25 protein-coding genes are annotated in these 22,949 nt (G+C 62.4%); 12 read left to right on the forward strand and 13 right to left on the reverse strand.

Going from position 1 to position 22,949, the window contains the following annotated elements:
- Positions 1–31 precede the first annotated feature (31 nt).
- Positions 32–652: an acid phosphatase gene (locus V2B23_RS19150; protein ID WP_430951789.1), complete on the forward strand. Its 621-nt coding sequence runs from the start codon at positions 32–34 to the stop codon at positions 650–652.
- Between the two features lie 5 nt (positions 653–657).
- On the forward strand, positions 658–1,137 hold the full coding sequence (locus V2B23_RS19155) for a GNAT family N-acetyltransferase (RefSeq protein ID WP_430951790.1): 480 nt from the start codon (positions 658–660) through the stop codon (positions 1,135–1,137).
- Between the two features lie 4 nt (positions 1,138–1,141).
- On the opposite strand, the gene V2B23_RS19160 is transcribed toward V2B23_RS19155, so the two are convergent.
- Entirely contained in the window at positions 1,142–1,615 is a 474-nt protein-coding gene (locus V2B23_RS19160; RefSeq protein WP_430951791.1) for a hypothetical protein, read from the reverse strand.
- A 41-nt stretch (positions 1,616–1,656) separates the two neighbouring features.
- On the opposite strand from V2B23_RS19160, the gene V2B23_RS19165 reads away from it, so the two are divergent.
- Both V2B23_RS19165 and V2B23_RS19170 read left to right on the forward strand, forming a co-directional pair.
- Positions 1,657–2,613, forward strand: a complete 957-nt coding sequence (locus V2B23_RS19165) for a diacylglycerol/lipid kinase family protein (RefSeq protein WP_430951792.1) — start codon at positions 1,657–1,659, stop codon at positions 2,611–2,613.
- A gap of 253 nt (positions 2,614–2,866) precedes the next feature.
- Positions 2,867–3,121: a WhiB family transcriptional regulator gene (locus V2B23_RS19170; protein ID WP_003940950.1), complete on the forward strand. Its 255-nt coding sequence runs from the start codon at positions 2,867–2,869 to the stop codon at positions 3,119–3,121.
- Between the two features lie 127 nt (positions 3,122–3,248).
- On the opposite strand, the gene V2B23_RS19175 is transcribed toward V2B23_RS19170, so the two are convergent.
- Positions 3,249–4,751, reverse strand: coding sequence for a sensor histidine kinase (locus V2B23_RS19175; protein WP_430951793.1), 1,503 nt, complete (start codon positions 4,749–4,751; stop codon positions 3,249–3,251).
- Positions 4,752–4,761: 10 nt separating this feature from the next.
- The gene (locus tag V2B23_RS19180; protein ID WP_033231176.1) at positions 4,762–4,977 is read right to left on the reverse strand and encodes a biotin/lipoyl-binding carrier protein; all 216 of its coding nucleotides are present in this window, start codon (positions 4,975–4,977) and stop codon (positions 4,762–4,764) included.
- Between the two features lie 128 nt (positions 4,978–5,105).
- Between V2B23_RS19180 and V2B23_RS19185 the strand changes: the two genes are divergently transcribed.
- Positions 5,106–5,180, forward strand: a complete 75-nt coding sequence (locus V2B23_RS19185) for a 50S ribosomal protein bL37 (protein ID WP_095887907.1) — start codon at positions 5,106–5,108, stop codon at positions 5,178–5,180.
- 89 nt (positions 5,181–5,269) lie between these two features.
- Here V2B23_RS19185 and rsrA read toward each other — a convergent pair whose 3' ends face one another.
- Entirely contained in the window at positions 5,270–5,551 is a 282-nt protein-coding gene (gene rsrA / locus V2B23_RS19190) for a mycothiol system anti-sigma-R factor (RefSeq protein WP_430951794.1), read from the reverse strand.
- Positions 5,548–6,273, reverse strand: coding sequence for a sigma-70 family RNA polymerase sigma factor (locus tag V2B23_RS19195; protein ID WP_430951795.1), 726 nt, complete (start codon positions 6,271–6,273; stop codon positions 5,548–5,550). Before V2B23_RS19195 ends, rsrA begins: the two co-directional genes overlap by 4 nt.
- 154 nt (positions 6,274–6,427) lie before the next feature.
- Between V2B23_RS19195 and ybaK the strand changes: the two genes are divergently transcribed.
- The 4 genes from ybaK to V2B23_RS19215 all read left to right on the forward strand — a co-directional run bounded on the left by ybaK (position 6,428) and on the right by V2B23_RS19215 (position 9,868).
- A complete protein-coding gene (ybaK, locus tag V2B23_RS19200; protein ID WP_430951796.1) occupies positions 6,428–6,922 on the forward strand; it encodes a Cys-tRNA(Pro) deacylase in 495 nt (164 codons plus the stop codon).
- Between the two features lie 356 nt (positions 6,923–7,278).
- The gene (locus V2B23_RS19205) at positions 7,279–8,514 is read left to right on the forward strand and encodes a hypothetical protein (RefSeq protein ID WP_430951797.1); all 1,236 of its coding nucleotides are present in this window, start codon (positions 7,279–7,281) and stop codon (positions 8,512–8,514) included.
- A gap of 139 nt (positions 8,515–8,653) precedes the next feature.
- Complete coding sequence (locus V2B23_RS19210) at positions 8,654–9,103, forward strand: class F sortase (RefSeq protein ID WP_430951798.1); 450 nt, start codon at positions 8,654–8,656, stop codon at positions 9,101–9,103.
- A gap of 45 nt (positions 9,104–9,148) precedes the next feature.
- Positions 9,149–9,868, forward strand: a complete 720-nt coding sequence (locus V2B23_RS19215) for an SIMPL domain-containing protein (protein ID WP_430951799.1) — start codon at positions 9,149–9,151, stop codon at positions 9,866–9,868.
- 44 nt (positions 9,869–9,912) lie between these two features.
- On the opposite strand, the gene V2B23_RS19220 is transcribed toward V2B23_RS19215, so the two are convergent.
- A complete protein-coding gene (locus tag V2B23_RS19220) occupies positions 9,913–10,665 on the reverse strand; it encodes an SOS response-associated peptidase (RefSeq protein WP_430951800.1) in 753 nt (250 codons plus the stop codon).
- 49 nt (positions 10,666–10,714) lie between these two features.
- Between V2B23_RS19220 and aroA the strand changes: the two genes are divergently transcribed.
- Together aroA and rsgA are read left to right on the forward strand one after the other, a co-directional pair.
- Complete coding sequence (aroA, locus tag V2B23_RS19225) at positions 10,715–12,022, forward strand: 3-phosphoshikimate 1-carboxyvinyltransferase (protein ID WP_430951801.1); 1,308 nt, start codon at positions 10,715–10,717, stop codon at positions 12,020–12,022.
- A complete protein-coding gene (rsgA, locus tag V2B23_RS19230; RefSeq protein WP_430951802.1) occupies positions 11,977–13,008 on the forward strand; it encodes a ribosome small subunit-dependent GTPase A in 1,032 nt (343 codons plus the stop codon). Before aroA ends, rsgA begins: the two co-directional genes overlap by 46 nt.
- 55 nt (positions 13,009–13,063) lie before the next feature.
- On the opposite strand, the gene V2B23_RS19235 is transcribed toward rsgA, so the two are convergent.
- The 6 genes from V2B23_RS19235 to V2B23_RS19260 form a co-directional block, all read right to left on the reverse strand.
- Positions 13,064–14,305, reverse strand: coding sequence for a fatty acid desaturase family protein (locus V2B23_RS19235; RefSeq protein WP_430951803.1), 1,242 nt, complete (start codon positions 14,303–14,305; stop codon positions 13,064–13,066).
- Positions 14,306–14,420: 115 nt separating this feature from the next.
- Positions 14,421–15,683, reverse strand: coding sequence for a fatty acid desaturase family protein (locus V2B23_RS19240; RefSeq protein WP_430951804.1), 1,263 nt, complete (start codon positions 15,681–15,683; stop codon positions 14,421–14,423).
- A gap of 24 nt (positions 15,684–15,707) precedes the next feature.
- Positions 15,708–16,826 carry a ferredoxin reductase gene (locus V2B23_RS19245; protein ID WP_430951805.1) on the reverse strand — a complete coding sequence of 373 codons (1,119 nt, stop codon included), beginning with the start codon at positions 16,824–16,826 and terminating at the stop codon, positions 15,708–15,710.
- Between the two features lie 117 nt (positions 16,827–16,943).
- Positions 16,944–17,438, reverse strand: coding sequence for a DUF6912 family protein (locus V2B23_RS19250; RefSeq protein WP_033231187.1), 495 nt, complete (start codon positions 17,436–17,438; stop codon positions 16,944–16,946).
- Between the two features lie 41 nt (positions 17,439–17,479).
- Positions 17,480–18,889, reverse strand: coding sequence for a WS/DGAT/MGAT family O-acyltransferase (locus V2B23_RS19255; protein ID WP_430951806.1), 1,410 nt, complete (start codon positions 18,887–18,889; stop codon positions 17,480–17,482).
- On the reverse strand, positions 18,883–19,347 hold the full coding sequence (locus V2B23_RS19260; RefSeq protein ID WP_430951807.1) for an HAD-IA family hydrolase: 465 nt from the start codon (positions 19,345–19,347) through the stop codon (positions 18,883–18,885). The genes V2B23_RS19255 and V2B23_RS19260 overlap by 7 nt, the downstream gene beginning before the upstream one ends.
- A 110-nt stretch (positions 19,348–19,457) precedes the next feature.
- Here V2B23_RS19260 and V2B23_RS19265 point away from each other — a divergent pair, with 110 nt between their 5' ends.
- A complete protein-coding gene (locus V2B23_RS19265; RefSeq protein WP_430951808.1) occupies positions 19,458–20,000 on the forward strand; it encodes an Rv3235 family protein in 543 nt (180 codons plus the stop codon).
- Between the two features lie 42 nt (positions 20,001–20,042).
- On the opposite strand, the gene secA is transcribed toward V2B23_RS19265, so the two are convergent.
- On the reverse strand, positions 20,043–22,880 hold the full coding sequence (secA, locus tag V2B23_RS19270) for a preprotein translocase subunit SecA (protein ID WP_430951809.1): 2,838 nt from the start codon (positions 22,878–22,880) through the stop codon (positions 20,043–20,045).
- Positions 22,881–22,949: the final 69 nt, after the last annotated feature.

Below are 22,949 nucleotides of genomic sequence, written 5' to 3' on the forward strand. Positions count from 1 at the left end.
GTGTCACGAGTTGTCCTGCAATGATGGGCACATGGCCCCTTCGGTTCGCAGCACCGTCACGTCCAATCCCCGCGTCATTCTCTTGCGTCACGGCGAAACCGAATGGGCCCGCAGCGGCAAGCACACCAGTCGAACCGAAGTCTCCCTCACCGCACTCGGCGAAATCCAGGCCACCGCGACCGGTAATCGCATTCGGGCACTCGACCTCCGCAATCCCATGATCCTGACCAGCCCACGACTGCGTGCTCAACGCACAGGCGAGCTCGCCGGCCTGCCGGACGAGCAGACATGGGATGCATTGTCCGAGTGGGATTACGGCGACTACGAGGGGCTCACCACGCCTGAAATTCGCACAAGCGTCCCCGAGTGGACCGTGTGGACTCATCCCTGCCCGGGCGGCGAGCATGCCGACGAGATCGGCGCCCGCACGGACATGGTGCTCAGCCTCGTGACGTCTCAGTTGGCCGAACGGGACGTCATCCTGATCGGGCACGGGCACTTCTCCCGCGCCCTCATCGCGCGGTGGCTCGAACTGCCCGTCTCCGAGGGCCGACGATTTGCCCTCTCCCCCGGCGCCTACTCGGTGCTGGGGTACGAACACGGGTCGACGCATCTCCTGCACCACAACGTGCCACCGCTCGTGGAAGGCTGAGTGCCATGATCCGACGCGCCACTCCCGCCGACGTCCAGTCGATCACCGACATGATCTACGAGCTGGCCGATTATCAAAAGGCTATCGACGAGTGCACCGTCAAACCCGCGCAGATCACCGAAGCCCTTTTTGGTGATGCGGCGTCCGCTTTTGCCCATGTCGCGGTCTCCGAGAGCGGAGATGTTGTCGGTATGGCGCTGTGGTTCCGCAATTTCTCGACGTGGGAGGGCGTCTACGGCATCTATCTCGAAGACCTGTATGTGAAGCCCTCCGAGCGCGGATCAGGCCACGGCAAAGCCTTGTTGGCTGCTCTCGCGAAGGAATGCACGGACAACAACTACTCACGCCTGTCGTGGTCGGTGCTCAACTGGAACACACCGTCCATCGAGTTCTACGAATCCCTCGGCGCGGAGGCAAAAACCGAATGGACCACCTACCGACTGACCGGCGACCACTTGGGTTCGTTGGCCGCGCAGGCTCGCTAGCGCGTCAGTTGTCGGCTTTACCCTCGGACGTTTCGGTGTCTTCGGTCTCCTCGGTCGCAATCTCGTCGGAGAATGATCCGTACTCCAGCGCCATCCACTTGGACGTGGGCGCGGAGAACAGGAAAACCAGCGTGACGAGAACAACCGCGCCGAGGACAACGCCGAGAAACACCTGGTGCGAGTCGGTCAAAAGCGACCAGGCAACCGGCAGAAGCAGCAACTGCGCGACGACGGCAATCGCGCGTCCCCACCGCCGACCCGTCAGCAGCGCGATACCGGCAGCCAACACGGCACCACCGAGAATTGCCACCCACGCGGCAAACCCGTAGCCGTTGGTCACGCTCTGATCGTGCCCGGTCAAACCCCGAATTACGGCTACTACGGCAAAGCCGGCCGCAACCAGACCTTGCAGCGTCACGAGGGCACCCGCCCACCTGACTGTGTTGGGAAGGGTATTCGGACTGGCAGTATTCGGCACGAGACCAGCCTAGAACACGACACCGGATAGGCTCATGCCCCGTGCGCGCACTGCTGATCGTCAATCCCAATGCCACCTCGACCACCGCGGCCGGTCGTGATCTGTTGGCTCACGCTCTCGAGAGTCGGGTGCGACTGACCGTGACGCACACAACCCATCGTGGTCACGCCGCCGAACTTGCACGGCAAGCGCACGAAGACGGCTTCGGCGTGGTGATCGTCCACGGCGGCGACGGCACAGTCAACGAAGTGGTCAACGGCCTTCTCGGATCGCCGCACCCGACATCGATGAAAGCCGTGCCCGTAGGACCCATTCCGACCGTCGCGGTTGTTCCCGGTGGATCCGCCAACGTGTTTGCCCGTTCACTCGGCATCGCCCCCGATCCTGTCGATGCCACCAATCAACTGATCGATCTCTTGAGCGAGCGGACTCGTCGACGCATCGGACTCGCCCACGCAGACAACCGCTGGTTCACGTTCAATGCCGGCATGGGCCTCGACGCCGATGTGTGCGAGGCCGTCGACGCCAGTCGTAAGAACGGTGATCCCGCTACGCCGAGCCGATACGTGCGCACCGCGATCGCCGCGTTCTTCCGGGCCAAGCGAGCCGAACCTGCACTGACGGTCCACCTTCCGGGTCAGGATCCTATTCCGGGCGTCCACTATGCATTCGTGTCCAATTCCAGCCCGTGGACCTATCTCGAAGCGCGCCCCGTGCACACCAATCCCGGAACGACTTTCGACTCCGGACTCGGACTCTTCGCGATGACGAGCACCAAAGTCCTTCCCTCCCTGAAGGTTGTCCGGCAACTGTTGGCAAAGGGCGCAGAGCCGAAATCGAAAGTCCTCATCCGGACCGACGACGTCGCGACCATCACCATCGAATCGTCACGGCCGATCGGTTTTCAGATGGACGGAGATTTCATAGGACTTCGCAAATCGGTCGAATTTACCGCCGTACCGGACGCACTCGAAGTGTTCTCTCCACTACCAGCGTGATCCACGCAACTGACTTGACCTGCGAAAACAGTGGAAAACGGTCATTGCGCTCCGGTAAAATGCGGATGACTACAAGGTTGCCAACCGGTACGTCCGAATTTAGTGAGTTGGCCCACGAACCTGTCCAAATCTATTGACATACCGCGAGTTCGTGAAAGCATTCACAAGTAACAGTGCGGAAACATTGATTACGCACACACAAACTCATTGGTACCAAACGGTGTATTCACACCCAGCTTAAGGAGCGAAAAGGATGGACTGGCGCCACAACGCAATCTGTCGCGACGAGGATCCCGAACTGTTCTTCCCCGTGGGAAACAGCGGACCGGCCCTCGCACAGATTGCAGATGCCAAGGTTGTCTGCAACCGCTGCCCCGTCACCGCCGAATGCTTGTCCTGGGCTCTCGAGTCCGGTCAGGATGCGGGCGTGTGGGGCGGAATGAGCGAAGACGAGCGTCGCGCACTCAAGCGTCGCAACGCACGTACTCGCGCACGCACTTCCGTCTAGGGCAAGTCCTTCAGACGTTCGACGCGAACGTGAGTACAGCTCCTCCCGTTTTGCCGTCGAAGACGACAGCCCGGCACACCATGGTGCCGGGCTTTTTGTCTGCTCGAAATATCGCGATCGGTGCGAATCAGTAACGCGCACTTCGCCTGCCGAGCGGCACACGGAGAACAGCATCGGTTCCGCCACCACTTCCCGGGTGCAATCCGAGTGAACCTCCGAGCTCCGCACCGAGCAGCGTCCGCACGATCTGCAACCCAAGACGGTCGGATTTCTCGAGACTGAAACCCGCAGGCAAACCACGCCCGTTGTCGTGGATGATCACGTCCAGCCACCGCGCCGAACGCTCAGCACTGAGAGTCACGGTGCCCGCAACGCCAGGATCGAACGCGTGCTCTATCGCGTTCTGCACCAACTCCGTCAGCACCATCACCAGCGGCGTCGCCCGCTCGGCGGAGAACACACCGAAGCTGCCCTCACGTCGGATCGTCACGGGCGCACCGACTCCCGCGACATCGGAGAGCATCGGAACCAACCGGTCGATCACCTCGTCGAGGTCGACCTCCTCGTCCACCGACATCGACAACGTGTCGTGCACCAACGCAATCGACGTCACACGTCGTACCGATTCGGTCAGGGCCTGGCGCGCTTCGTCATTGCCGGTTCGCCGAGCCTGCAGGCGCAACAGCGCCGCGACGGTCTGCAAGTTGTTCTTCACACGATGGTGAATTTCGCGGATGGTCGCGTCCTTGCTGAGCAGCGCACGATCTCGCCGCTTCACCTCGGTGACGTCGCGGACGACAACCGCAGCGCCCACATGACGCCCACCCGGTTTGAGAACCAATGCACGCAGCAACACCGTGGCACCGCGCGCTTCGATCTCCATGCGTCGACCGGGCTTGTCCGCCAAAGTATCTCGGATGTAGCCGGCAGCCTCTTGCGATTCGAACGGGTCGGTCACCAACATGCGCGTCACCGCGGCAAGATCCTGGCCCACAAGATCCGCGCTCAACCCCATGCGGTGATAAGCCGACAACGCATTCGGGCTCGCGTACACAACCCTCCCGTCGGTATCGAGCCGGATGAAACCGTCGCCCGCCCGCGGACTCGAGTTGGTATCCGAACGCGATTCCCGAACCGGGAACGTGCCGTCGCTGATCATCTGACACAGGTCGGCAGCACAATCCAGATATGCCACTTCCAGAGGACTCTGCGCCCGCTGATGCGCGAGGTTGGTATCGCGGCTCAGGGCGGCAATGACACGGCCGTCCAATCGCACCGGCAATGCCTCCCGGCGCGGCGGCATACCTTCGCGCCAGTCTGCGTCCTCCGTCCGCACCACCTGTCCCTCGACCAACGCGCGCAGAACCTGCGGATGCTCGGACTCCGAGGCGAGGGTCCCGACAGCGTCTTCCGGGAACGCCGTCGACGCGGTAGTCGGGCGGCAATGCGCGACGCAGATCACGCTTCCGGACGGCGCGGACTGATCCGATTCGGCAGCCACCCACAGCAGAACGTCGGCGAAGGAGAGGTCGGCGAGGAGCTGCCACTCACCCACCACCCGCTGCAGATGGTCGACGGCGGTGCCGGGTAGGTCGGTGTGTTCGGCCAGGAGGTCGCTGAGAGTGGACATTCGCGAACGCTTAGGAGATCACGGCGATCAAGTCGCCCTGCTGAATGACATCGCCGACCTTCACTCCCACGGTGGTGACGGTTCCCGCAACCTCCGCCAGCACCGGAATCTCCATCTTCATGGACTCCAGGATGACCAACGTGTCGCCGTCCGCGACGACATCTCCCTCACTCACGACAACCTGGAACACCGTGGAAACCATTTCCGCGCGCACGTCTTCTGCCATCGTGAACCTCACTTCTGCCGAGAATCGGTAGGACTTCCGCCGCCGGGAGACCCGATCGACCTGCCAATGGAACCACACCGGGGTGGGCGTGAAAGAATGACGCGAAAGAAACAGAAGGGAGACCAATCATGGGTAAGCGCGGTCGTAAGAAGCGTAGCCGTAAGGGCAGTGCAGCTAACCATGGCAAGCGTCCAAACGCCTGACATGTAGTGCACCGACAACAAGGGGCGGGGAAGCATTCAAGCTTCCCCGCCCCTTGTTGTTCAGAACGCCTCAGACGCCCCCCGCCGGACTAATTGTCGGTTTCGGTACTCGTGACAATGATCGTGCGTCGCAACTCGATGGTGAGCCTCTGACGGAGACTCTCGGGCGCATGATCACCGCCACACTTGCGGCTGATCAAGCTCTTGACCTTCTCCTCGATTCCGTACGCCGCGAGGCAGGAACCACAATCGTCGATATGTCGCTGCAGGCGTGCGCGACTGGCATCGTCGCATTCACCGTCGAGCATCAACCACACGTCGGCAATGACCGCTGAGCAGTCGAGCCTTTCGAATTCGTCCTGCGTGCTCATCGGGTAACACCTTCCGCTTCGGCAGCCACGTCCTTCTCGCCCCGGTTGAACCCGCGGTCCTTCGCGACGTCGGCCAACAATCCGCGCAATTGCTTACGTCCGCGATGCAGCCGTGACATCACCGTTCCGATGGGCGTGCCCATGATGTCCGCGATTTCCTTGTACGGGAAACCTTCGACATCCGCGTAGTACACCGCCATGCGGAACTCTTCGGGCAGCTCCTGCAGAGCGGCCTTGATGTCGTCGTCGGGCAGCGCGTCGAGCGCCTCGACCTCAGCGGAACGCAGGCCGGTCGACGTGTGTTCGGCCGTGGCAGCCAACTGCCAGTCGGTGATCTCGTCAGTCGGATACTGCGCCGGCTGACGCTGCTTCTTCCGATACGAGTTGATGTACGTGTTGGTGAGAATCCGGTACAGCCACGCCTTGAGATTGGTTCCGTCACGGAACGATCGGAAAGCCGTGTACGCCTTGATGTACGTCTCTTGCACCAGATCCTCGGCGTCCGAGGGGTTGCGCGTCATACGCAGCGCGGCACCGTAGAGCTGGTCGAGCAAAGGCAGCGCGTCCCGCTCGAAACGGGCAATCAACTCATCCGCAGTTTCGGGCGATTCGGACGCGACAGCGTCGGCAGGTTCGGTGACCTCCGACTGTTCGTCCTTGGGCCGGTCGTGTTCCAGCACTCTGATCCCTTCACTAGCCGTGGGGATCAAGGTTACCGCCATCGTCAGTTCCGACCTATGGGCCGGTCGTGGCTCGCACACAGCCAGCACGGTCGCTCCTTCACTTTTTCCGGATGGATCAACCAGTACCAACACCACTACCCCGGACTACATTCCCCCCGCTTCGCTCGAGCCCCTCTGGACATAGAGTGTCGCAATGGCCGGAACTGCGACCCCTGCGACCAAACTCCTCGAGAAGTCGAAAACCGCCCATCAAGTTCACAGCTACGACCACGACCCGCGCGCGGAATCCTTCGGCGACGAGGCCGTCACCGCCCTCGCCGGGTCCGTCGGCGTCACGGCAGGTCAGATATTCAAGACTCTGGTCATCAAACTCGACACCGGGAAACTCGCCGTTGCAGTACTCCCCGTCCCGAACAAACTCTCACTGAAAGCCGCTGCCGCCGCGCTCGGCGCAAGCAAAGCCACCATGGCTGATCGCGCCGACGCAGAGCGCTCGAGCGGCTACGTCTTCGGTGGCATCTCCCCGTTGGGGCAGCGCAAGAAACTGCCCACCGTGGTCGATGCGTCGGCACTCGAGTGGGATCGCATCCTGTGTAGCGCCGGCCGGCGGGGACTCGAAATCGAACTGGCACCTGGCGACCTCGTCGATCTGTGCGGCGCAACAACAGCGTCGATTACCGCCGGCTGACAACTACTCGAACCGAGCCTGTGGGCCTAAAGTCCCGAACACTCCTACACCTAAGGTCCCTCACTAGCCAGTCGACGGGACGTTTCCCGGAGAGATTCACCCCCGAATTCACCCTTTGGGCCGAATCCGAAACATGTTCCGACACAATGGATTAACGCACTTCTGTGACATGGCGCACGATCGGCAAATCGGACTTGACGGACATAGCGACCATCGAGTTACCTAGTAATTGAAGGATTGATCAACTACCCACCGCCCTCGGCACACTCTTCGATTCGACCTGCCCGGCCTTGCTGTGCCGTGCGTCCATCCGAGCCTGTGCGCCGCCGCTTTCGGGACCGAAAGGCCATACTGTCGTGAACAATCAGCGCGGACGTACCAAAATCTACGCAGCGGCAGTAGCCGTCGCCAGTTTCACCGCATTCGCGGCTGCGGGGCCGGCAGCGGCATCAGATGACGACAACGGCGAGGCGACAACGGCACAGACAACCGCCGAGTCACCCACCATCACCGAGTCGGCAACGCCTTCGGAGACCACGCCAGCAACAACACCAGCAATGTCTTCGGCAACATCGGAGACGGCAACGGCAACCTCCACCACGCCGTCGACAAGCACGACAACACCGTCACTTGACGCAAAGGCGACCCCGACGTGGACCACGCCAACGGACGGAATCGCCGCAGGTGGGCGCGAATATTCGGTATCCCCTGGAACCGTCACGGTCTACTACCCCGACGGCGAGAGCGCTGCGATGGGCCAGCACATCAACCTGACGATCACGAACCCCGACACCGGCGCCACCATGCAACTGGGGACACACATCGACGGCAACGGGCAGTGGACCGAAAAGTTCATCGGCCAATCGCCCTGGGTGCTCGATATTTCCTCACACCCGAACTTCCCGGGGTGGGAAAACTTCGACATCACCTGGGTGCAGGTCGACGGTCAGAACTACCACTACGGCGAGCACGGTGAACCGCCGATGCCCTCCGATCCGAAGACGCCCGAAACAACAACCAGCACAACAACACCCGTGACCACCACGTCGGCGTCAACAACTCAGGTGACAACAACGCAGGTCACAACAACACCCGTCACGACAACACCCGTCACGACGACCACCGAAGTCACGACGGCGGAACCGACCACCACCACCGTCACGACAGAGCCCACCGCCACGACATCCGCGCGAGTTACCACGTCCTCCACAGTGTCGACACCGTCCTCCATAGTGTCGACACCGTCAGCGACGTCGATTCCGGCCTCCACCACCCGGGTGATCGTTCTTCCCCCGATTCTCGTGGGAATCCCGAAGATCGACGGTGGTACCCCGCCGCCCACGACGGGACCGTCGAAGGAACCGGTGTACGTGGTCACTACTCCCGAGGGCTACAAGGTCCACGGTTACAACGATCCGCAGGGCACGTTTGTACCCCTGGCCTACGACGACGCTCTGGTGTTCCAGACCGGGGCGAGTGAGTCCACCGGGCCGTCCGGTGTGCTGATCGCCGGAATCGGCGGCGCGGCGTTGCTGGTCTCCGCCGCGGGTGCGTTTGTCGTGCGTCGTAAGAATGCGCCGAACCAGCACTGATCGGTGTCGTGTTCTGATCCTGGCAATGCTCTTTCTGCTACTGCCAGGGTGCGCGGTCTCCGGACAAGCTCGCCTCGAGACCGCGCACACATCGGTCGACACGATTCCTCCCAATTCTCTGCAATCGCAGTCGGTCCCGATGGCACAGCCCACACGGTTGTCGATCGCCGATCTGGGGATCGACGCGACAGTGCTCCCGATGCCTGCCGGCGCCTGCCCCGTACTCGATCCGCCGACCTTGGCGGACGCGTACTGGGTCGGCTGTCGCAGCGAGCCTGGAACAGACAGTGACGGAACGGTTTTCGTGATCGGCCATGCCGGCACCGGGACTCCGGCAGTATTCGACACCTTGCCGGACATCGTGGCCGGCAGCCGAGTACTGATCGAAACGGATTCCGGCACACTCGAGTACACGGTGCGTTCGACTGCGCTGTACGAGAAACTCGGCGAAGCGCAGGAGTCGCCGGAACTACGTTTGCGACAGCCGGGACGGCTGGTTCTCGTGACGTGTTACCTGGAGAACGGAACAACGCTGTCGTCGAAAAACTTTGTTGCCTACGCCGAGATCACCGGCGCCCTGGCTCGATGACGGATTCGACCACGCGGCATAGCGGGAGTCGCTACCCTCTGGGCCATGAACCTCGGAACCGTCCGACCGCACCTGACAACGCTTGCGGTGGCCGCCGCGCTCGCGATCTCGCTCACCGCCTGCGCGAGTAGCGACAACACGACCAAAGAGGTCACCGTCGTCGGAACAGGCGAGGTTCGCGGCGCCCCGGACATTCTCAGTGCGGGCATCGGCGTCGAGGTTGTTGCGCCGGATGTGTCGGGAGCGCTCGCCCAAGCGAACGAGAAGGCCCGGGCGATGATCGACGCGATGATCGACGCGGGTGCGGCCGCCGAAGACATTCAGACCAGCGATCTGTCCGTCCAGCCGCAGTACGACGGATCCGGTGGGCCGTTCGGCGGCGCAACTGTGACGGGTTACCGCGCGACCAACTCGGTGCGGATCGTCGTCCGGGATCTGAGTAAAGCGTCTGCGGTGCTCGACGCGGGGGTCGCCGCCGGCGGTGATGCGGCACGCCTGAATACCGTCGCCTTCGACATCGACGACGATTCGGCGCTGCTCGCCGACGCTCGGACTCGGGCCTTCGAGGACGCACAGAACCGCGCGGAGCAATATGCCGATCTTTCCGGAACCTCGCTGTCGAACGTCATCACCATCACAGAAGCACCCGGCACCACCGGCGACCAGACAATGAGGGCACCCGGTGCCTCGATGAGCGACATGGTGATCGCACCGGGAACCCAGCAGGTGTCCTTCGAGGTCACCGTGACGTGGGCTTTGGAATAACGTGGCTTTGGAATAACGTGGCTTTGAAATAACGTGGCGCTCGACTAGAGCAGACTGATCTGCTCCCCCGCGCGATCGACGTCCGGCTCGATCAATTCGCGCCCGTTGTTCTTGACGCTGTTGACGAGGGGCCTCACTCGATCGATCTCGATCCCCGAGAACAGCTCGGGCACCGGTTCGAGCAGCGACGGGTTCGCGCTGTGATCGGGATCGAGCCAGGCGTCCCAACGATCACGGGGCAGGGCCAGCGGCATCCGATCATGTACCTGCTCGAGGTGGCCGAGCGAGTCCACGGTGACGATCGAACAGCTCAGAACCGGATCGGCGTTCTCGACCCGTGGATCGCGCCAGGCCGACCACACTCCGGCCATGAACAGCCTCGATCCGTCGCCGCGGTGCATGTAGTACGGGATCTTCGATGCTTTCCTGCCGCCCTGCGGTTCGGTCTGCCACTCGTACCAACCGTCCATCGGGACCAGGCATCGCTTGTATTTGAATGACGTTCGGAATGCCGGTTTCTCGGCCAGGGAATCGGCGCGCGCGTTGAACAGAACCGGGCCCTTGCCCAGTTCTTTCGTCCAGGAGGGCACCAACCCCCATCGCATCTGCCGGATCCGCTTGGCCGGATCACTGTCGGGATTCTCGCGATCGTGGCGCTCGACAACCGTCAGCACCGGCGTTGTCGGTGCCACGTTGAAATCCTCGGCGACGGCCGACGAGTGATCGGTTTCGTCGATCGCATCGAGTTCGACTGCCAGGCTCGCCGGGTCCGCTGTGGTCGCATACCTTCCGCACATGACACCCAGGGTGGCACGGTTTCGACCAATCTCCCACCGATGAGAGAAGATGGACCTCGTGAGTCTGAGTCTGTGGAGCGCCCCTGTAGCCCAAACGCCGGTCGACGCAGTGGTGACACTGCCCGGATCGAAGTCCATCACCAACCGAGCCCTGATCCTGGCAGCGTTGGCGGACGGTCCGTCCACCCTCACGGGCGCACTCCGCAGCCGCGACGCCGACCTCATGATCGCGGCATTGCGCGACCTCGGGATCGGTATCGAGGAAGCGGGCGATCCCAGCACGCTCGCCGTCACACCCGGCCCGCTGCGCGGCGGCGACGTCGACTGCGGGCTCGCCGGTACGGTCATGCGATTCCTCCCACCCCTGGCTGCAATGGCGGACGGAATCGTCCGTTTCGACGGCGACGAGCAGGCCCGGACGCGGCCGCTCGGCACCATTCTCGAGGCTCTACGAGGCCTGGGCGCGCAGATCGACGGCGACGCTCTTCCGTTCACTGTGACCGGGACCGGGTCACTGCGCGGCGGAACAGTCACCATCGACGCATCCGGTTCGTCACAGTTCGTCTCAGGCCTGCTGCTCTCGGCTGCAGCGTTCGAGCAGGGCGTCACCGTGCACCACACCGGCAAGCCGGTTCCGTCGATGCCGCACATCGACATGACCGTCGAGATGTTGCGCGAAGCCGGAGTGTCCGTCACGACTCCGGCCACGGGCGGCGACGCTGACACCTGGCGGGTCGACCCCGGACCGGTGCGCGCTATCGACTGGGTCATCGAACCCGATCTGTCGAATGCCACACCGTTCCTGGCGGCGGCGGCTGTCACCGGCGGTACCGTCAGCGTGCCGTTGTGGCCGTCGTCGACAACTCAGCCCGGCGACGCGATCCGCGACATTCTTGCCTCGATGGGGGCCGAGGTCGCACTCGCCGACGGCATTCTCACCGTGCGAGGCCCCGAAACCTTGCGGGGCATCGACATCGACCTGCACGACGTCGGTGAACTCACCCCGACGGTTGCGGCGCTCGCCGCGCTGGCAGAGGGAACGTCTCGTCTGCGCGGCATCGCACACCTGCGGGGCCACGAGACGGATCGACTGGCGGCACTGGCCGACGAGATCAACAAGCTGGGCGGGTCGGTCACCGAAACCGATGACGGCCTGACCATTGTCCCCGCGAAACTACATGGTGGGCAATGGCTCTCGTACGCAGACCATCGCATGGCCACGGCCGGCGCGATCATCGGCCTGGTCGTCGACGGCGTGGAGGTCGATGACGTCGCAACCACGGCCAAGACGCTGCCAGGCTTCGAGAACATGTGGACAGACATGCTGGCTCCCTCCGCGCGAAAGGCAAGCTTCTGAGCCCGCGGCAGTACGACGAGTCCGACGTCCGGGTCCGCCCCGGGCGCGGGTCACGTCCCCGGACCAAGACCCGTCCCGAGCATCTCTCTGCCGAATCGGGGATGGTGGTGTCGAAGGATCGTGGCCGGTGGGGTTGCGTCCTGGGCGGCGATCCCGACCGCCTGATCGTGACGATGCGCGCCCGCGAACTGGGCCGCACGCCCATCGTCGTCGGCGATCAGGTGGACATAGTCGGCGATCTGTCGGGCAAAACCGACACCCTCGCTCGCATTGTCCGGGTCTCCGAGCGTTCCACCGTGCTACGACGCACCGCCGACGACACAGATCCGTTCGAACGCATCGTGGTCGCCAACGCACAGCAGTTACTGATCGTCGTTGCCTTGGCCGATCCGCCGCCGCGCACCGGTTTTGTCGAGCGCGCCCTGGTGGCGGCATACGTGGGCGGTCTCACGCCGATCGTGTGCCTCACCAAGAGCGACCTCGAACCGCCGGAGGAGTTCGCCAGCACCTTCGCCGACCTCGACATCCAAGTGGTTGTGGCCGGTCGTGACGACCCGCTGGACGAGCTCACCGCCATCCTGCACGACAAGTTGACAGCGCTGATCGGGCACTCGGGTGTCGGCAAGTCGACGTTGGTGAATCGCCTTGTCCCCGACGCCAATCGAGCCGTCGGCATCGTCTCGGGTGTCGGCAAGGGACGGCACACGTCGACGCAGTCGGTGGCACTCCCCCTCGCGGAGGGTGGTTGGGTGATCGACACGCCAGGCATCCGCTCGTTCGGCTTGGCCCACATTTCACCGGAGAACGTTGTTGCCGCATTCTCCGACCTCGCGGCACAGATCGAGGACTGCCCTCGCGGATGCACGCACCTCGGCCCGCCTGCGGACCCGGAGTGCAAGCTGGATCTGCTCGAAGGAAAATCGGCCCGTCGTGTGATTGCCGTGCGGCAACTCCTCGAAGCCATCAAATCCAACGACCAGTACTGACAAACGAGAAAAGCCCAGACACCGATTTCGGTGTCTGGGCTTTTTCGGCAGTTGATCAGCGCAAGCCGAGCAGGCTCCGCAGCTTTCCGCTCTTACGCTTTTGCGCGATGGCGCTCTTGAGTCCACGACGACGGCCGGTGACCGGATCGACTGTCGAGGAAGCGTTGCCGTCGAACATCAACTCGGATGCCGTTTCCGGCGCATTGTCGACGGTGTCCTTGAGGTACTTGTTGGGCAGCGACAACTTGGCGATGGTGCGCCACGACTTCGCGTACTGCACCAGGAAAGGCCCTGTCGTGTAAGGCAAGTCGTACTTGTCGGTGAGCTCACGAACCTTGACCGCGATGGCCGGGTACCGGTTGCTCGGCAGGTCGGGGAACAGGTGATGTTCGATCTGGTAGCTGAGGTTGCCGGACATGAAGTCCATCAGCTTGCTGCCCTCGATGTTGGCGCTGCCGAGCATCTGACGCAGGTACCACTGTGCCTGGGATTCACCGTCGATGTCCGCCTTGGTGAACTTCTCGGCGCCGTCCGGGAAGTGCCCGCAGAAGATGATGGCGTTGGTCCACACGTTGCGGATGATGTTGGCAGTGAAGTTGGCACTGAGAGTGCTCTTCCACGCCGGTCCCGTGAGGGCCGGGTAAATGACGTAGTCCTTGACCAGCTGCTTGCCGACCTTCTCGCCGACCTCGCGGAGTTTACGACGCGTGTCGTCCGCGTCTGCGCGGCCCTTGGCAACCTTGCCGAGTTCGAGGTGCTGCGCGGCGATGCCCCACTCGAAGAAGAGCGCAAGCAGGGTGTTGTACACGAGGTTGCCGGAGTTGAACGGCTTCCATCGCTGGTCGCGGGTGACGCGCAGCAGTCCGTATCCGACGTCGTCGTCCATGCCGAGGACGTTGGTGTACTTGTGGTGCAGGAAGTTGTGAGTCTGCTTCCAGTGCGCTGACGGTCCGGTGACGTCCCACTCCCACGAGGTCGAGTGGATTTCCGGATCATTCATCCAGTCCCACTGCCCGTGCATCACGTTGTGGCCGAGTTCCATGTTCTCGATGATCTTCGCGACACCGAGGATACCGGTGCCGAGCAGCCACGCCGGGCGCTTGCGGCTGGCGAACAGGATCGCGCGACCACTGACCTCGAGGGTTCGCTGAAGACGAATGACATTGCGGACGTAGCGTGCGTCTTTCTCGCCACGCGAATCCTCTATGTCGCGACGGATCGCATCGAGTTCACGACCGAGCGCTTCGACGTCGGCTTCGGTGAGATGCGCATATTCCTTGACGTCTGCAATCGCCATGCGGGCCTCCTACGGTGAGTTCTTGTCGAAAAGTTCATGCCGAACGGATTCAACACGACCTACTCTAGCGTAAGTTACGGCACCGTAGGTTAGCTTTTGCTCGATGTTATCTATATCACTTCTTGCGCTTCGGCAGGCGAGAACGCGCCTGCGACTTCAAAGCCGTCAACAGACCCAATCGCTTGCCGGTCACCGGATCGGTACGAAGATCGTCGACCATCGCCATTGCCGCACCTTTGAGACCAGGCTCCCGGAACCGCAGTTCCGAGGACGTCTCCGGCGCATTGTCCGAGGTCGCGATCAACCACTTGTCCGGCAGGGCAAGCTTGTGAATGGTGCGTAGCGCAAGCAGATACTGCTTGAACAACGAACCTGTCGTGTACGGAAGATCGAACTTCTCGCACAGGGCCCGCATCTTCACAGCGATCTCCGGATAGCGATTACTCGGCAGATCCGGGAAGACATGATGCTCGATCTGGTAACTCAGGTTGCCGCTCATGAACCCCATGAGCTTGCCGGAATTGAAGTTGGCACTACCGAGCATCTGACGCAGGTACCACTCGTGACGTGTTTCCTGCTCGAACTCGGCGACGGTGAACTTTTCCGCACCATCGGGAAAATGGCCGCAGAAGATGACCACGTACGCCCACAAATTGCGTACGAGATTCGCGGTGGCGTTGGCCGTCAGCGTCGATTTCCAGGCGGGCCCGGTCAGCAACGGAAAGACGACAAAATCCTTGCCGACCTGACGGACGATCTTGCGTGCAAAATCCTTGTTGGCCTGAGAGTTCAGCTGCCCCTTCGCGGCACCCTCCAACTCGGAAGCCGCGGTCAGGTCATGGAGAGCGATACCCCACTCGAACGTCGCCGCAAGAATGACATTGGCAATCGGCTGCAGAAGGTTGATCGGCTTCCACGCCTCGTCCCGCGTCATCCGCAGGATCCCGAAGCCCAGATCCTCGTCCATCCCGACAACATTGGTGTACGTGTGATGCTGGTAGTTGTGGGCACGTTTCCAGTGCTCCGACGGACCCGTCTGGTCCCATTCCCACGAGCAGGAATGAATCTCCGGATCGTTCATCCAGTCCCACTGCCCGTGCATGACGTTGTGCCCGAGTTCCATGTTCTCGATGATTTTCGAGATGCTCAGCAGTGCCGTGCCCGCCAACCAGGCGGGACGGTACCTGCTACCGAACAGTGCGATACGACCGCCGAGTTCCAATGCGCGCTGAACGCGAATGACCCGACGGATATAGCGAGCATCCCGGATTCCACGAGAGTCTTCGACATCGAGTCGAATCTGGTCCAGTTCACGCCCGAGCGCTTCGACATCAGCTGCGGTGAGGTGCGAAAACTCTTTGATGTCGGTGATTGCCACCGTTGTCCTCCGTGTGCCTAGAAGCTATGCGTCCAGCGTACAGTCGCCCGCCGCAGCGGAAATGCATGTCTGGATGCGTTCACCCTCGACATGCTGCTTTCCCGAGCGTAGGTCGATTGCATGACCGGAAACGAGAGGTACGACACAGGTCTGGCAAATGCCCATCCGGCAACCGAAAGGCATCAGGGCGCCGGACTGCTCCCCGGCTTCGAGCAGTGTTGTCGCACCGTCCACTGTGACGGTCTTTCCCGACTTCTCGAACGTGACTGTGCCGCCGTCAGCGGACGCATCGATCCTCGACACCGCGAACCGCTCCATGTGCAGGCGATCTTCGATCCCCTCGGCCTTCCACACGTCGTCGATCTCGTCGAGCAACGGCAGGGGTCCACACGCCCAGGTGTGGCGCTCACGCCAATCCGGGCACACCTGATCGAGTGAGCTGAGCTTGAACTTTCCGTCGCGGCGCGTCAGCTGAATGTGGCTGACAAAATCCTCGTGCTCGGCGTGTAGTGCCGTCAGCTCGTCCGCGAACATGACATCGGATTCCGTGGGAGCGGAGTGCACGTGCATGACATCGGGCAACTGTCCTCGCCGATTCATCGTGCGCAGCATGCCCATGACCGGCGTGATTCCGCTGCCGGCCGTAATGAACAGGATCTTCTCCGGTGGCGGGTCGGGCAACGCGAAGTTACCGGCCGGCGTTGCCAGACGGACGATCGTGCCGGACGGAACAGCTCCGCTGACCAGGTGGCTCGAGAGGAAGCCCTCGGGCATCGCCTTCACCGCAATGGAGATCTTCTTGTTCTCCCAGTTGGGCGGCGACGTCAACGAGTACGACCGCCAATGCCATCGCCCGTCGATGTGCAAGCCGATACCGATGTACTGCCCCGGCTGGTAGTTGAAGTCGAATCCCCAACCCGGCTTGATCACGATCGTCGCGGAGTCCTGCGTTTCCGGCCGAACCTCGACGATCCGACCACGCAATTCGCGTGCCGACCACAGCGGATTTGCCAGATGAAGGTAGTCGTCAGGCAAGAGAGGTGTGGTCAATCGCGCCGCGGCACCGCGCAGCAAATTGAGCTTCGACCGCGCTGCCGGAACTACCGACGTTGCCGGTGCCTCGATCCAGTCCTTCAGACCCATCAGACCTCCACCTCTCACCTGCAATACTCACCCGCAGTGCCTATGCCTACGCTATCGTAGGTCATCAGGTTACGGTACCGTAGGTTACTTCATAGTAAGGACAGCGGGTGTCCGATATCAGAGCAGGTCGAGCAGGAACGGCAACTCTTGCGCCGCGTACCACGCCAACTCGTGATCTTCCGCGTCACCGAGCGTGAACTCGGCATCCGTGTCCCCGAGATCGGCAGCATCGACAATCGCCGCCGCCCGCTCGATATCGGGTTCGGCTTGGGCAAGATCAACATGAACGGACGCGACCTGCGCCATCGTGACCGGGCCGGCCAAGCGGACCACCGCGTCATCGAGATCCGGACGCAACTTCGCGTCGTCGACATCCGCGGCAACCACCGCGCGCCGGAACGTCACCGGGCCGTCGGCACCGGCAATCAAGCGCAACGACGCCCGCGCCGCCTCGCTCATCGCGACTTCCGCCAACTCGTCGTCGTCCCCGGCCGCGTAGGCCTCACGCAGTGCCGGAGTGACGGCAAACGCAGTCCGACTCATCGCGTCGAACTCCTGATCGGCAACCAAACGCTGCAGAATTTCCACAGTTGCCGGTACGTACACCCTCATGAGACCACCTTCGTTGGACTGTCACGACGCGCGAAAAACACTTACCGACTGGCGTCGGTCAACTCCTCGAGAGACTCGAAGAGCAACGAACGCACCACGTCGACGTCCGACATCGCGTCACGGTCGGCATTCAAACCGTAGTAGACATTCCCGTCATACGACGTCAAGGCAATACTGAGTGTCTGATTCTTCAGCAACGGGGAGACCGGATACATCTCCTCCATCCGCGCCCCACCGATGTACAGCGGAAACTGCGGACCCGGCGCGTTGGTGATCATGAGGTTGAACATGCGCTGCGAAAGACTGCTGGCCGCGCGCGCACTCATCGCGTGGAGCGTGGCGGGCGCGAAACCGGACATCGTCACCATCGTCTGAGCGGTCACCCGGCGGCCCTGACGCGCGAACGCTTCCGTTGCGTGCGCGACGTGCGACAACCTGACGACAGCATTGGGCTCCCCCACCGGCAGATCGATCAGGAACGACGACACATGGCCGGGCGCCTGCGGGTCTTCGACGTCCGGGTTGTCCGGACCGTCGATGTACACCGACATCGGCACCAGCGCGCGGACAACACTCGCCTCGGTAACCGGCTCCCCCCGCGACAACAGCCAGTTCCGCAAGGCGCCAGTGACCACCGTGAGGATCACGTCGTTGATCTCGCACCCGTATTTCGCCCGAATCCGTCGGTAGTCGTCCAGCGGAGTCTTGGCGACCGACAATCGTCGACTCCGGGTGATCGGCGCGTTGAGCGGATTGTTCGGCGCGACCTGCGCGGCCGTACGCACCACTGCGGCAATCTTGCCGACAGCACTGACCGCCTCCGTCATCGACGTCGTCACGTCGCCCAACGCCGCCCGCGCCCGGGCCACGCCCTCACCCGGACTCGTCACCAGATCAGCGAGCGCACCGATGAGCAGATTCAGATCACTCGGCGGCGGGGCAGGCATCCACAACTCTTCCGCGCCGGGCTGACGCTTCTCCTGCGGATCGAACAAGACCTGACTGATCTCCAGTGCGGTGTCACCGTCGACCAAAGCCGAATGCGATTTTGTGAAGATGGCAAACCTGTCGTCCGCCAGCCCCTCGACGAGGTACATCTCCCACAGCGGCCGAGTGTTGTCCAGCGGCCGGGAAATGAGGCGCGCGATCAGGTCGTTCAACTGTTCGGCCGATCCCGGTTTCGGTAGCGCCGACCTACGCACGTGGTACGTGATGTCGAAATCTCGATCGTCGACCCACACCGGACGCGCCAGACCCAGAACAACTTCTCGGACCTTCTGCCGGTACCGCGGCACCAGGCTGAGTCGCTCCTCCACGAGCCGCAGCAACTCGTTGTGATCGATCCCGGTGCCCGGCTGCCGGAAGATCCCCAGCGAACCGACATGCATCGGAGTGCTGCCGGCTTCGAGGAAGTAGAAGGCCGCGTCCTGAGTTGTCAATCTGTTCACCATGATTGATCACCCGCCGGCATGTCGTCGAAACCAGAGGCAGCATCCACACCAGCCGCATCATCCACGTCGAGCAGGATCGACAACTCCTCGATCGTGTCGGCTGGGTCGTAGTGGTGGACACCCACCATGCCGACATCGACGGCGCCTCGAACATTTACCTCGAGGTCGTCGACGAACACGCAGTCCCCCGGACACAGACCCAACCGTGTTGCGGCCAGAAGGTAGATATCGGCATCCGGCTTTACCATCCCGACATCACCGGAGAGCACGACGTCGTCCACCAACACCCCGTCGCCGAGATCGCGGAGCCACTGCGCGTCCGCTCCACCGGGATCGTTGCTCACGATTCCCGTCGCGATTCCCGCGCTACGAGCCCGCCGAACCACAGCGCTGAGACCGTCCAGGTCGGACCCCGGACCGAACAGCACGCCACCCACATCCAACAGAAGTCCCCGCACGAGAATTACATTAGGGTGCGCCCGTGATCTCTGCGACATCTGTAGGTGTTCGTGTCATACTTCTCACCATCGTTCGGGGGAGCGATGACAAATATCCGGGGGGATACATCATGACCATCGACCAACACGTCGACAAACTCCACACACCACAACGCTTTCTCCAACCGGCGCCGCAGTGCGAACCGCCTGCCGATTCCCTGATGATCAGGCGACCCTCTGCCCGAACCGAACGAGTGCTGGGTAGCGCTCGTAGAACACCACACAGCGGAACATCCGGGCACGGTGGAACACCGGGGCTCAGTGGAATATCAGGGCCGAGCGCCGAACCTGTCGCACCCGGCGCCGATGTCTTCTGGAACACATCGCTGCGCCTTGTCCTCGAAGTCCTCGACCAACGACGAAGCCCCGCACATCTCAAGTCGGTATTGTCCCCCACGGTGATGGAACTTGTTCAGCGCCTTTCCGTTTCACATGATCCGACGCGCGGGCTCGGTGCCGCCCGAACCCACCGGACACACGTGAACACCGCTTCGCCCTGCGCCGCCGAAGTGTGCGCGACCTTTCGACGCGGACCACGAACCTTCGCGATCGCCGCCAGGATCGAGAACACCGACAACAAAGGCTGGATGGTCACCGCACTACACGTGGTGTGAGCATCCAGCCTTTGGTCAGGTGGAAAAATCAGCGCCGGAGAATCAGCGCTTGCGCTTGGACTTGGGTGCGCGGTTGCCCTTTGCCTGCGTGCGAGCAGCTTCGCGACGCTCACGACGCGACGCGGTGTCCCCCGCGTCGACGGCCGGATCGCGTGTGGCCTTTGCCTTCCCGTCCTCGTCCGGGCCGGTGTACGTCAGCCTGGACGGGCCGTTGTCGTCAAGTCCCTTGGCGCGCAAGGCCGATGGAGCCGCCGCACCGCTGGAACCTGCAGCGGCTTGCTGCGTCGGGAGCGGCTTCGGCGCTGTCGCGGACGCCGCGGCAGCGGAACCGGCCGTCACCGAGATGCCCGAAGAAGGTTGCGCGGGAGCGGCCTCGACCTGAAGGTTGAAGAGGAATCCGACGGACTCCTCCTTCAAGCCGTCGAGCATGCCGATGAACATGTCGTAGCCCTCGCGCTGGTACTCGACCAACGGGTCACGCTGCGCCATGGCGCGCAGGCCAATACCTTCCTTGAGGTAGTCCATCTCGTAGAGGTGTTCACGCCACTTGCGGTCGAGCACGGACAGGAATACCCGGCGCTCGAGTTCCCGCATTCCGTTCTCGCCGGCAATCGCGTCGATCTCGGCTTCACGCTTCTTGTACGCGGCGTGAGCGTCGTCGAGCAGCGCAGTGCGCAGTTCGTCACGAGTGAGGTCGCTGGTGATGCCACCGTCCTCGCCCACAAGAGCCTTGTAGTCGATACCCACCGGGTAGAGGGTCTTGAGTGCCGTCCACAGCTGCTCGAGATCCCAGTCCTCGACATATCCCTCAGCGGTCGCTCCGTCGACGTACGCGGTGACCACGTCGGTGATCATCTGCTCGACCTGGCCCTCCATATCCTCACCTTCGAGGATCTGGCGGCGTTCCTTGTAGATCACGGTGCGCTGCTGATTCATGACCTCGTCGTACTTGAGGACGTTCTTGCGAATCTCGAAGTTCTGCTGCTCGACCTGTGTCTGCGCGCTCTTGATGGCCTTGGAGACCATCTTGGCTTCGATCGGAACGTCGTCCGGAAGATTGAGGCGGGTCATGATCGACTCGAGTGCGGAACCGTTGAATCGGCGCATGAGTTCGTCACCGAGCGAGAGGTAGAACCGGGATTCTCCCGGGTCGCCCTGGCGTCCGGAACGGCCGCGAAGCTGGTTGTCGATACGACGCGATTCATGGCGTTCGGTGCCCAGCACGTACAGGCCACCGGCGGCGCGAACCTTCTCGGCGTCGGCCTTGACGTCGTCCTTCACGCGGTTCAGGACGTCGTCCCACGCGGCTTCGTACTCGTCGGGCGTGGTGACCGGGTCGAGGCCGTTCTTGCGCAGTGCGATGTCGGCGATGATGTCCGGGTTACCGCCCAGCACCACGTCGGTACCACGACCAGCCATGTTGGTGGCCACAGTCACCGCACCGGAACGACCGGCCTCGGCGATGATGGTCGCTTCTTTTTCGTGGAACTTGGCGTTGAGGACGTTGTGCGCCACTCCGCGCTTGGTGAACTGCTTGGACAGGTACTCAGAGCGCTCGACGCTGGTGGTACCGATCAGAACCGGCTGACCGTTCTCGTGGCGCTCGACGACGTCGTCGACCACTGCGTCGAACTTGGCTTCCTCGGTCTTGTAGATGAGGTCGCCGTTGTCGACACGGATCATGGGGCGGTTGGTCGGGATCGGAATGACGCCCAGGGTGTACGTCTGGTGTAGCTCCGCGGCCTCGGTCTCGGCGGTACCCGTCATGCCGGACAATTTTTCGTACAGACGGAAGTAGTTCTGCAGGGTGATCGTGGCGAGGGTCTGGTTCTCAGCCTTGATCTCGACCTTTTCCTTGGCCTCGATCGCCTGGTGCATGCCCTCGTTGTATCGACGGCCGACCAGCACGCGGCCGGTGAACTCGTCGACGATGATGACCTCACCGTCGCGGACGATGTAGTCCTTGTCCTTGGTGTAGAGCTCTTTGGCCTTGATGGCGTTGTTCAAGTAGCTCACCAGCGGCGAGTTCGCGGCCTCGTACAGGTTGTCGATGCCGAGTTGATCCTCGACGAGTTCGACGCCGGCCTCGTGGACACCGATGGTGCGCTTGCGAATGTCCACCTCGTAGTGGACGTCCTTCTTCAGGAGCGGCGCGATACGTGCGAACTCGCTGTACCACTTGCTGGAGCCGTCGGCCGGACCCGAGATGATCAGCGGTGTGCGGGCCTCGTCGATCAGGATGGAGTCGACCTCGTCCACGATGGCAAACGCATGTCCACGCTGGACCAGATCGTCCAGGGAGTGCGTCATGTTGTCACGCAGGTAGTCGAACCCGAACTCGTTGTTGGTGCCGTACGTGATGTCGGCTGCGTACGCGACGCGGCGCTCGGCCGGCGTCATACCCGAGAGGATCACACTGGTTTCGAGTCCGAGCGAGCGGTGAACACGGCCCATCCACTCGGAGTCGCGCTTGGCCAGGTAGTCGTTCACCGTGACGACGTGAACACCCTCACCCGCGATGGCGTTGAGATAGGCCGGCAACACACAGGTCAGGGTCTTGCCCTCACCGGTCTTCATCTCCGCGACATTGCCGAAGTGGAGTGCCGCGCCACCCATGATCTGCACGTGGAAGTGCTTCTGATCGATGACTCGCCACGACGCTTCGCGCGCGACGGAAAACGCCTCGGGCAGCAGCTCGTCCAGCGTCTCACCAGCGGCGTAACGCTCGCGGAACTCGTCGGTCTTGGCCTTGAGTTGATCGTCTGTCAGGCCTTCTACCTCGGGCGACAGTGATTCGACATGCTCAGCAATGTGCTTGAGGCGCTTGACCATGCGACCTTCACCAACACGGAGCAGCTTCGATAGCGACAGCGACGGCACAGTCTTGTTCGTCCTCAATCTTCGGCAACAAATGGGTGACACACTAAAAATCCGGCCGGGGTCCGAAAA

This window comes from Rhodococcus sp. 24CO, from assembly GCF_050586165.1.
In the GTDB taxonomy this organism is placed as follows: domain Bacteria; phylum Actinomycetota; class Actinomycetes; order Mycobacteriales; family Mycobacteriaceae; genus Rhodococcus_F.

What these genes read in the sequence shown, in the direction of transcription:
- V2B23_RS19150 (WP_430951789.1), top strand. Translation starts at nt 32, where the DNA reads ATGGCCCCTTCGGTTCGCAGCACCGTCACGTCCAATCCCCGCGTCATT.
- V2B23_RS19265 (WP_430951808.1), top strand. Translation starts at nt 19,458, where the DNA reads ATGACCATCGACCAACACGTCGACAAACTCCACACACCACAACGCTTT.
- V2B23_RS19170 (WP_003940950.1), top strand. Translation starts at nt 2,867, where the DNA reads ATGGACTGGCGCCACAACGCAATCTGTCGCGACGAGGATCCCGAACTG.
- V2B23_RS19155 (WP_430951790.1), top strand. Translation starts at nt 658, where the DNA reads ATGATCCGACGCGCCACTCCCGCCGACGTCCAGTCGATCACCGACATG.
- V2B23_RS19175 (WP_430951793.1), bottom strand. Translation starts at nt 4,751, where the DNA reads ATGTCCACTCTCAGCGACCTCCTGGCCGAACACACCGACCTACCCGGC.
- ybaK (WP_430951796.1), top strand. Translation starts at nt 6,428, where the DNA reads ATGGCCGGAACTGCGACCCCTGCGACCAAACTCCTCGAGAAGTCGAAA.
- aroA (WP_430951801.1), top strand. Translation starts at nt 10,715, where the DNA reads ATGGACCTCGTGAGTCTGAGTCTGTGGAGCGCCCCTGTAGCCCAAACG.
- V2B23_RS19180 (WP_033231176.1), bottom strand. Translation starts at nt 4,977, where the DNA reads ATGGCAGAAGACGTGCGCGCGGAAATGGTTTCCACGGTGTTCCAGGTT.
- V2B23_RS19220 (WP_430951800.1), bottom strand. Translation starts at nt 10,665, where the DNA reads ATGTGCGGAAGGTATGCGACCACAGCGGACCCGGCGAGCCTGGCAGTC.
- V2B23_RS19255 (WP_430951806.1), bottom strand. Translation starts at nt 18,889, where the DNA reads ATGGTGAACAGATTGACAACTCAGGACGCGGCCTTCTACTTCCTCGAA.
- V2B23_RS19235 (WP_430951803.1), bottom strand. Translation starts at nt 14,305, where the DNA reads ATGGCGATTGCAGACGTCAAGGAATATGCGCATCTCACCGAAGCCGAC.
- V2B23_RS19195 (WP_430951795.1), bottom strand. Translation starts at nt 6,273, where the DNA reads ATGGCGGTAACCTTGATCCCCACGGCTAGTGAAGGGATCAGAGTGCTG.
- V2B23_RS19215 (WP_430951799.1), top strand. Translation starts at nt 9,149, where the DNA reads ATGAACCTCGGAACCGTCCGACCGCACCTGACAACGCTTGCGGTGGCC.
- rsrA (WP_430951794.1), bottom strand. Translation starts at nt 5,551, where the DNA reads ATGAGCACGCAGGACGAATTCGAAAGGCTCGACTGCTCAGCGGTCATT.
- V2B23_RS19210 (WP_430951798.1), top strand. Translation starts at nt 8,654, where the DNA reads ATGGCACAGCCCACACGGTTGTCGATCGCCGATCTGGGGATCGACGCG.
- V2B23_RS19250 (WP_033231187.1), bottom strand. Translation starts at nt 17,438, where the DNA reads ATGAGGGTGTACGTACCGGCAACTGTGGAAATTCTGCAGCGTTTGGTT.
- V2B23_RS19245 (WP_430951805.1), bottom strand. Translation starts at nt 16,826, where the DNA reads ATGGGTCTGAAGGACTGGATCGAGGCACCGGCAACGTCGGTAGTTCCG.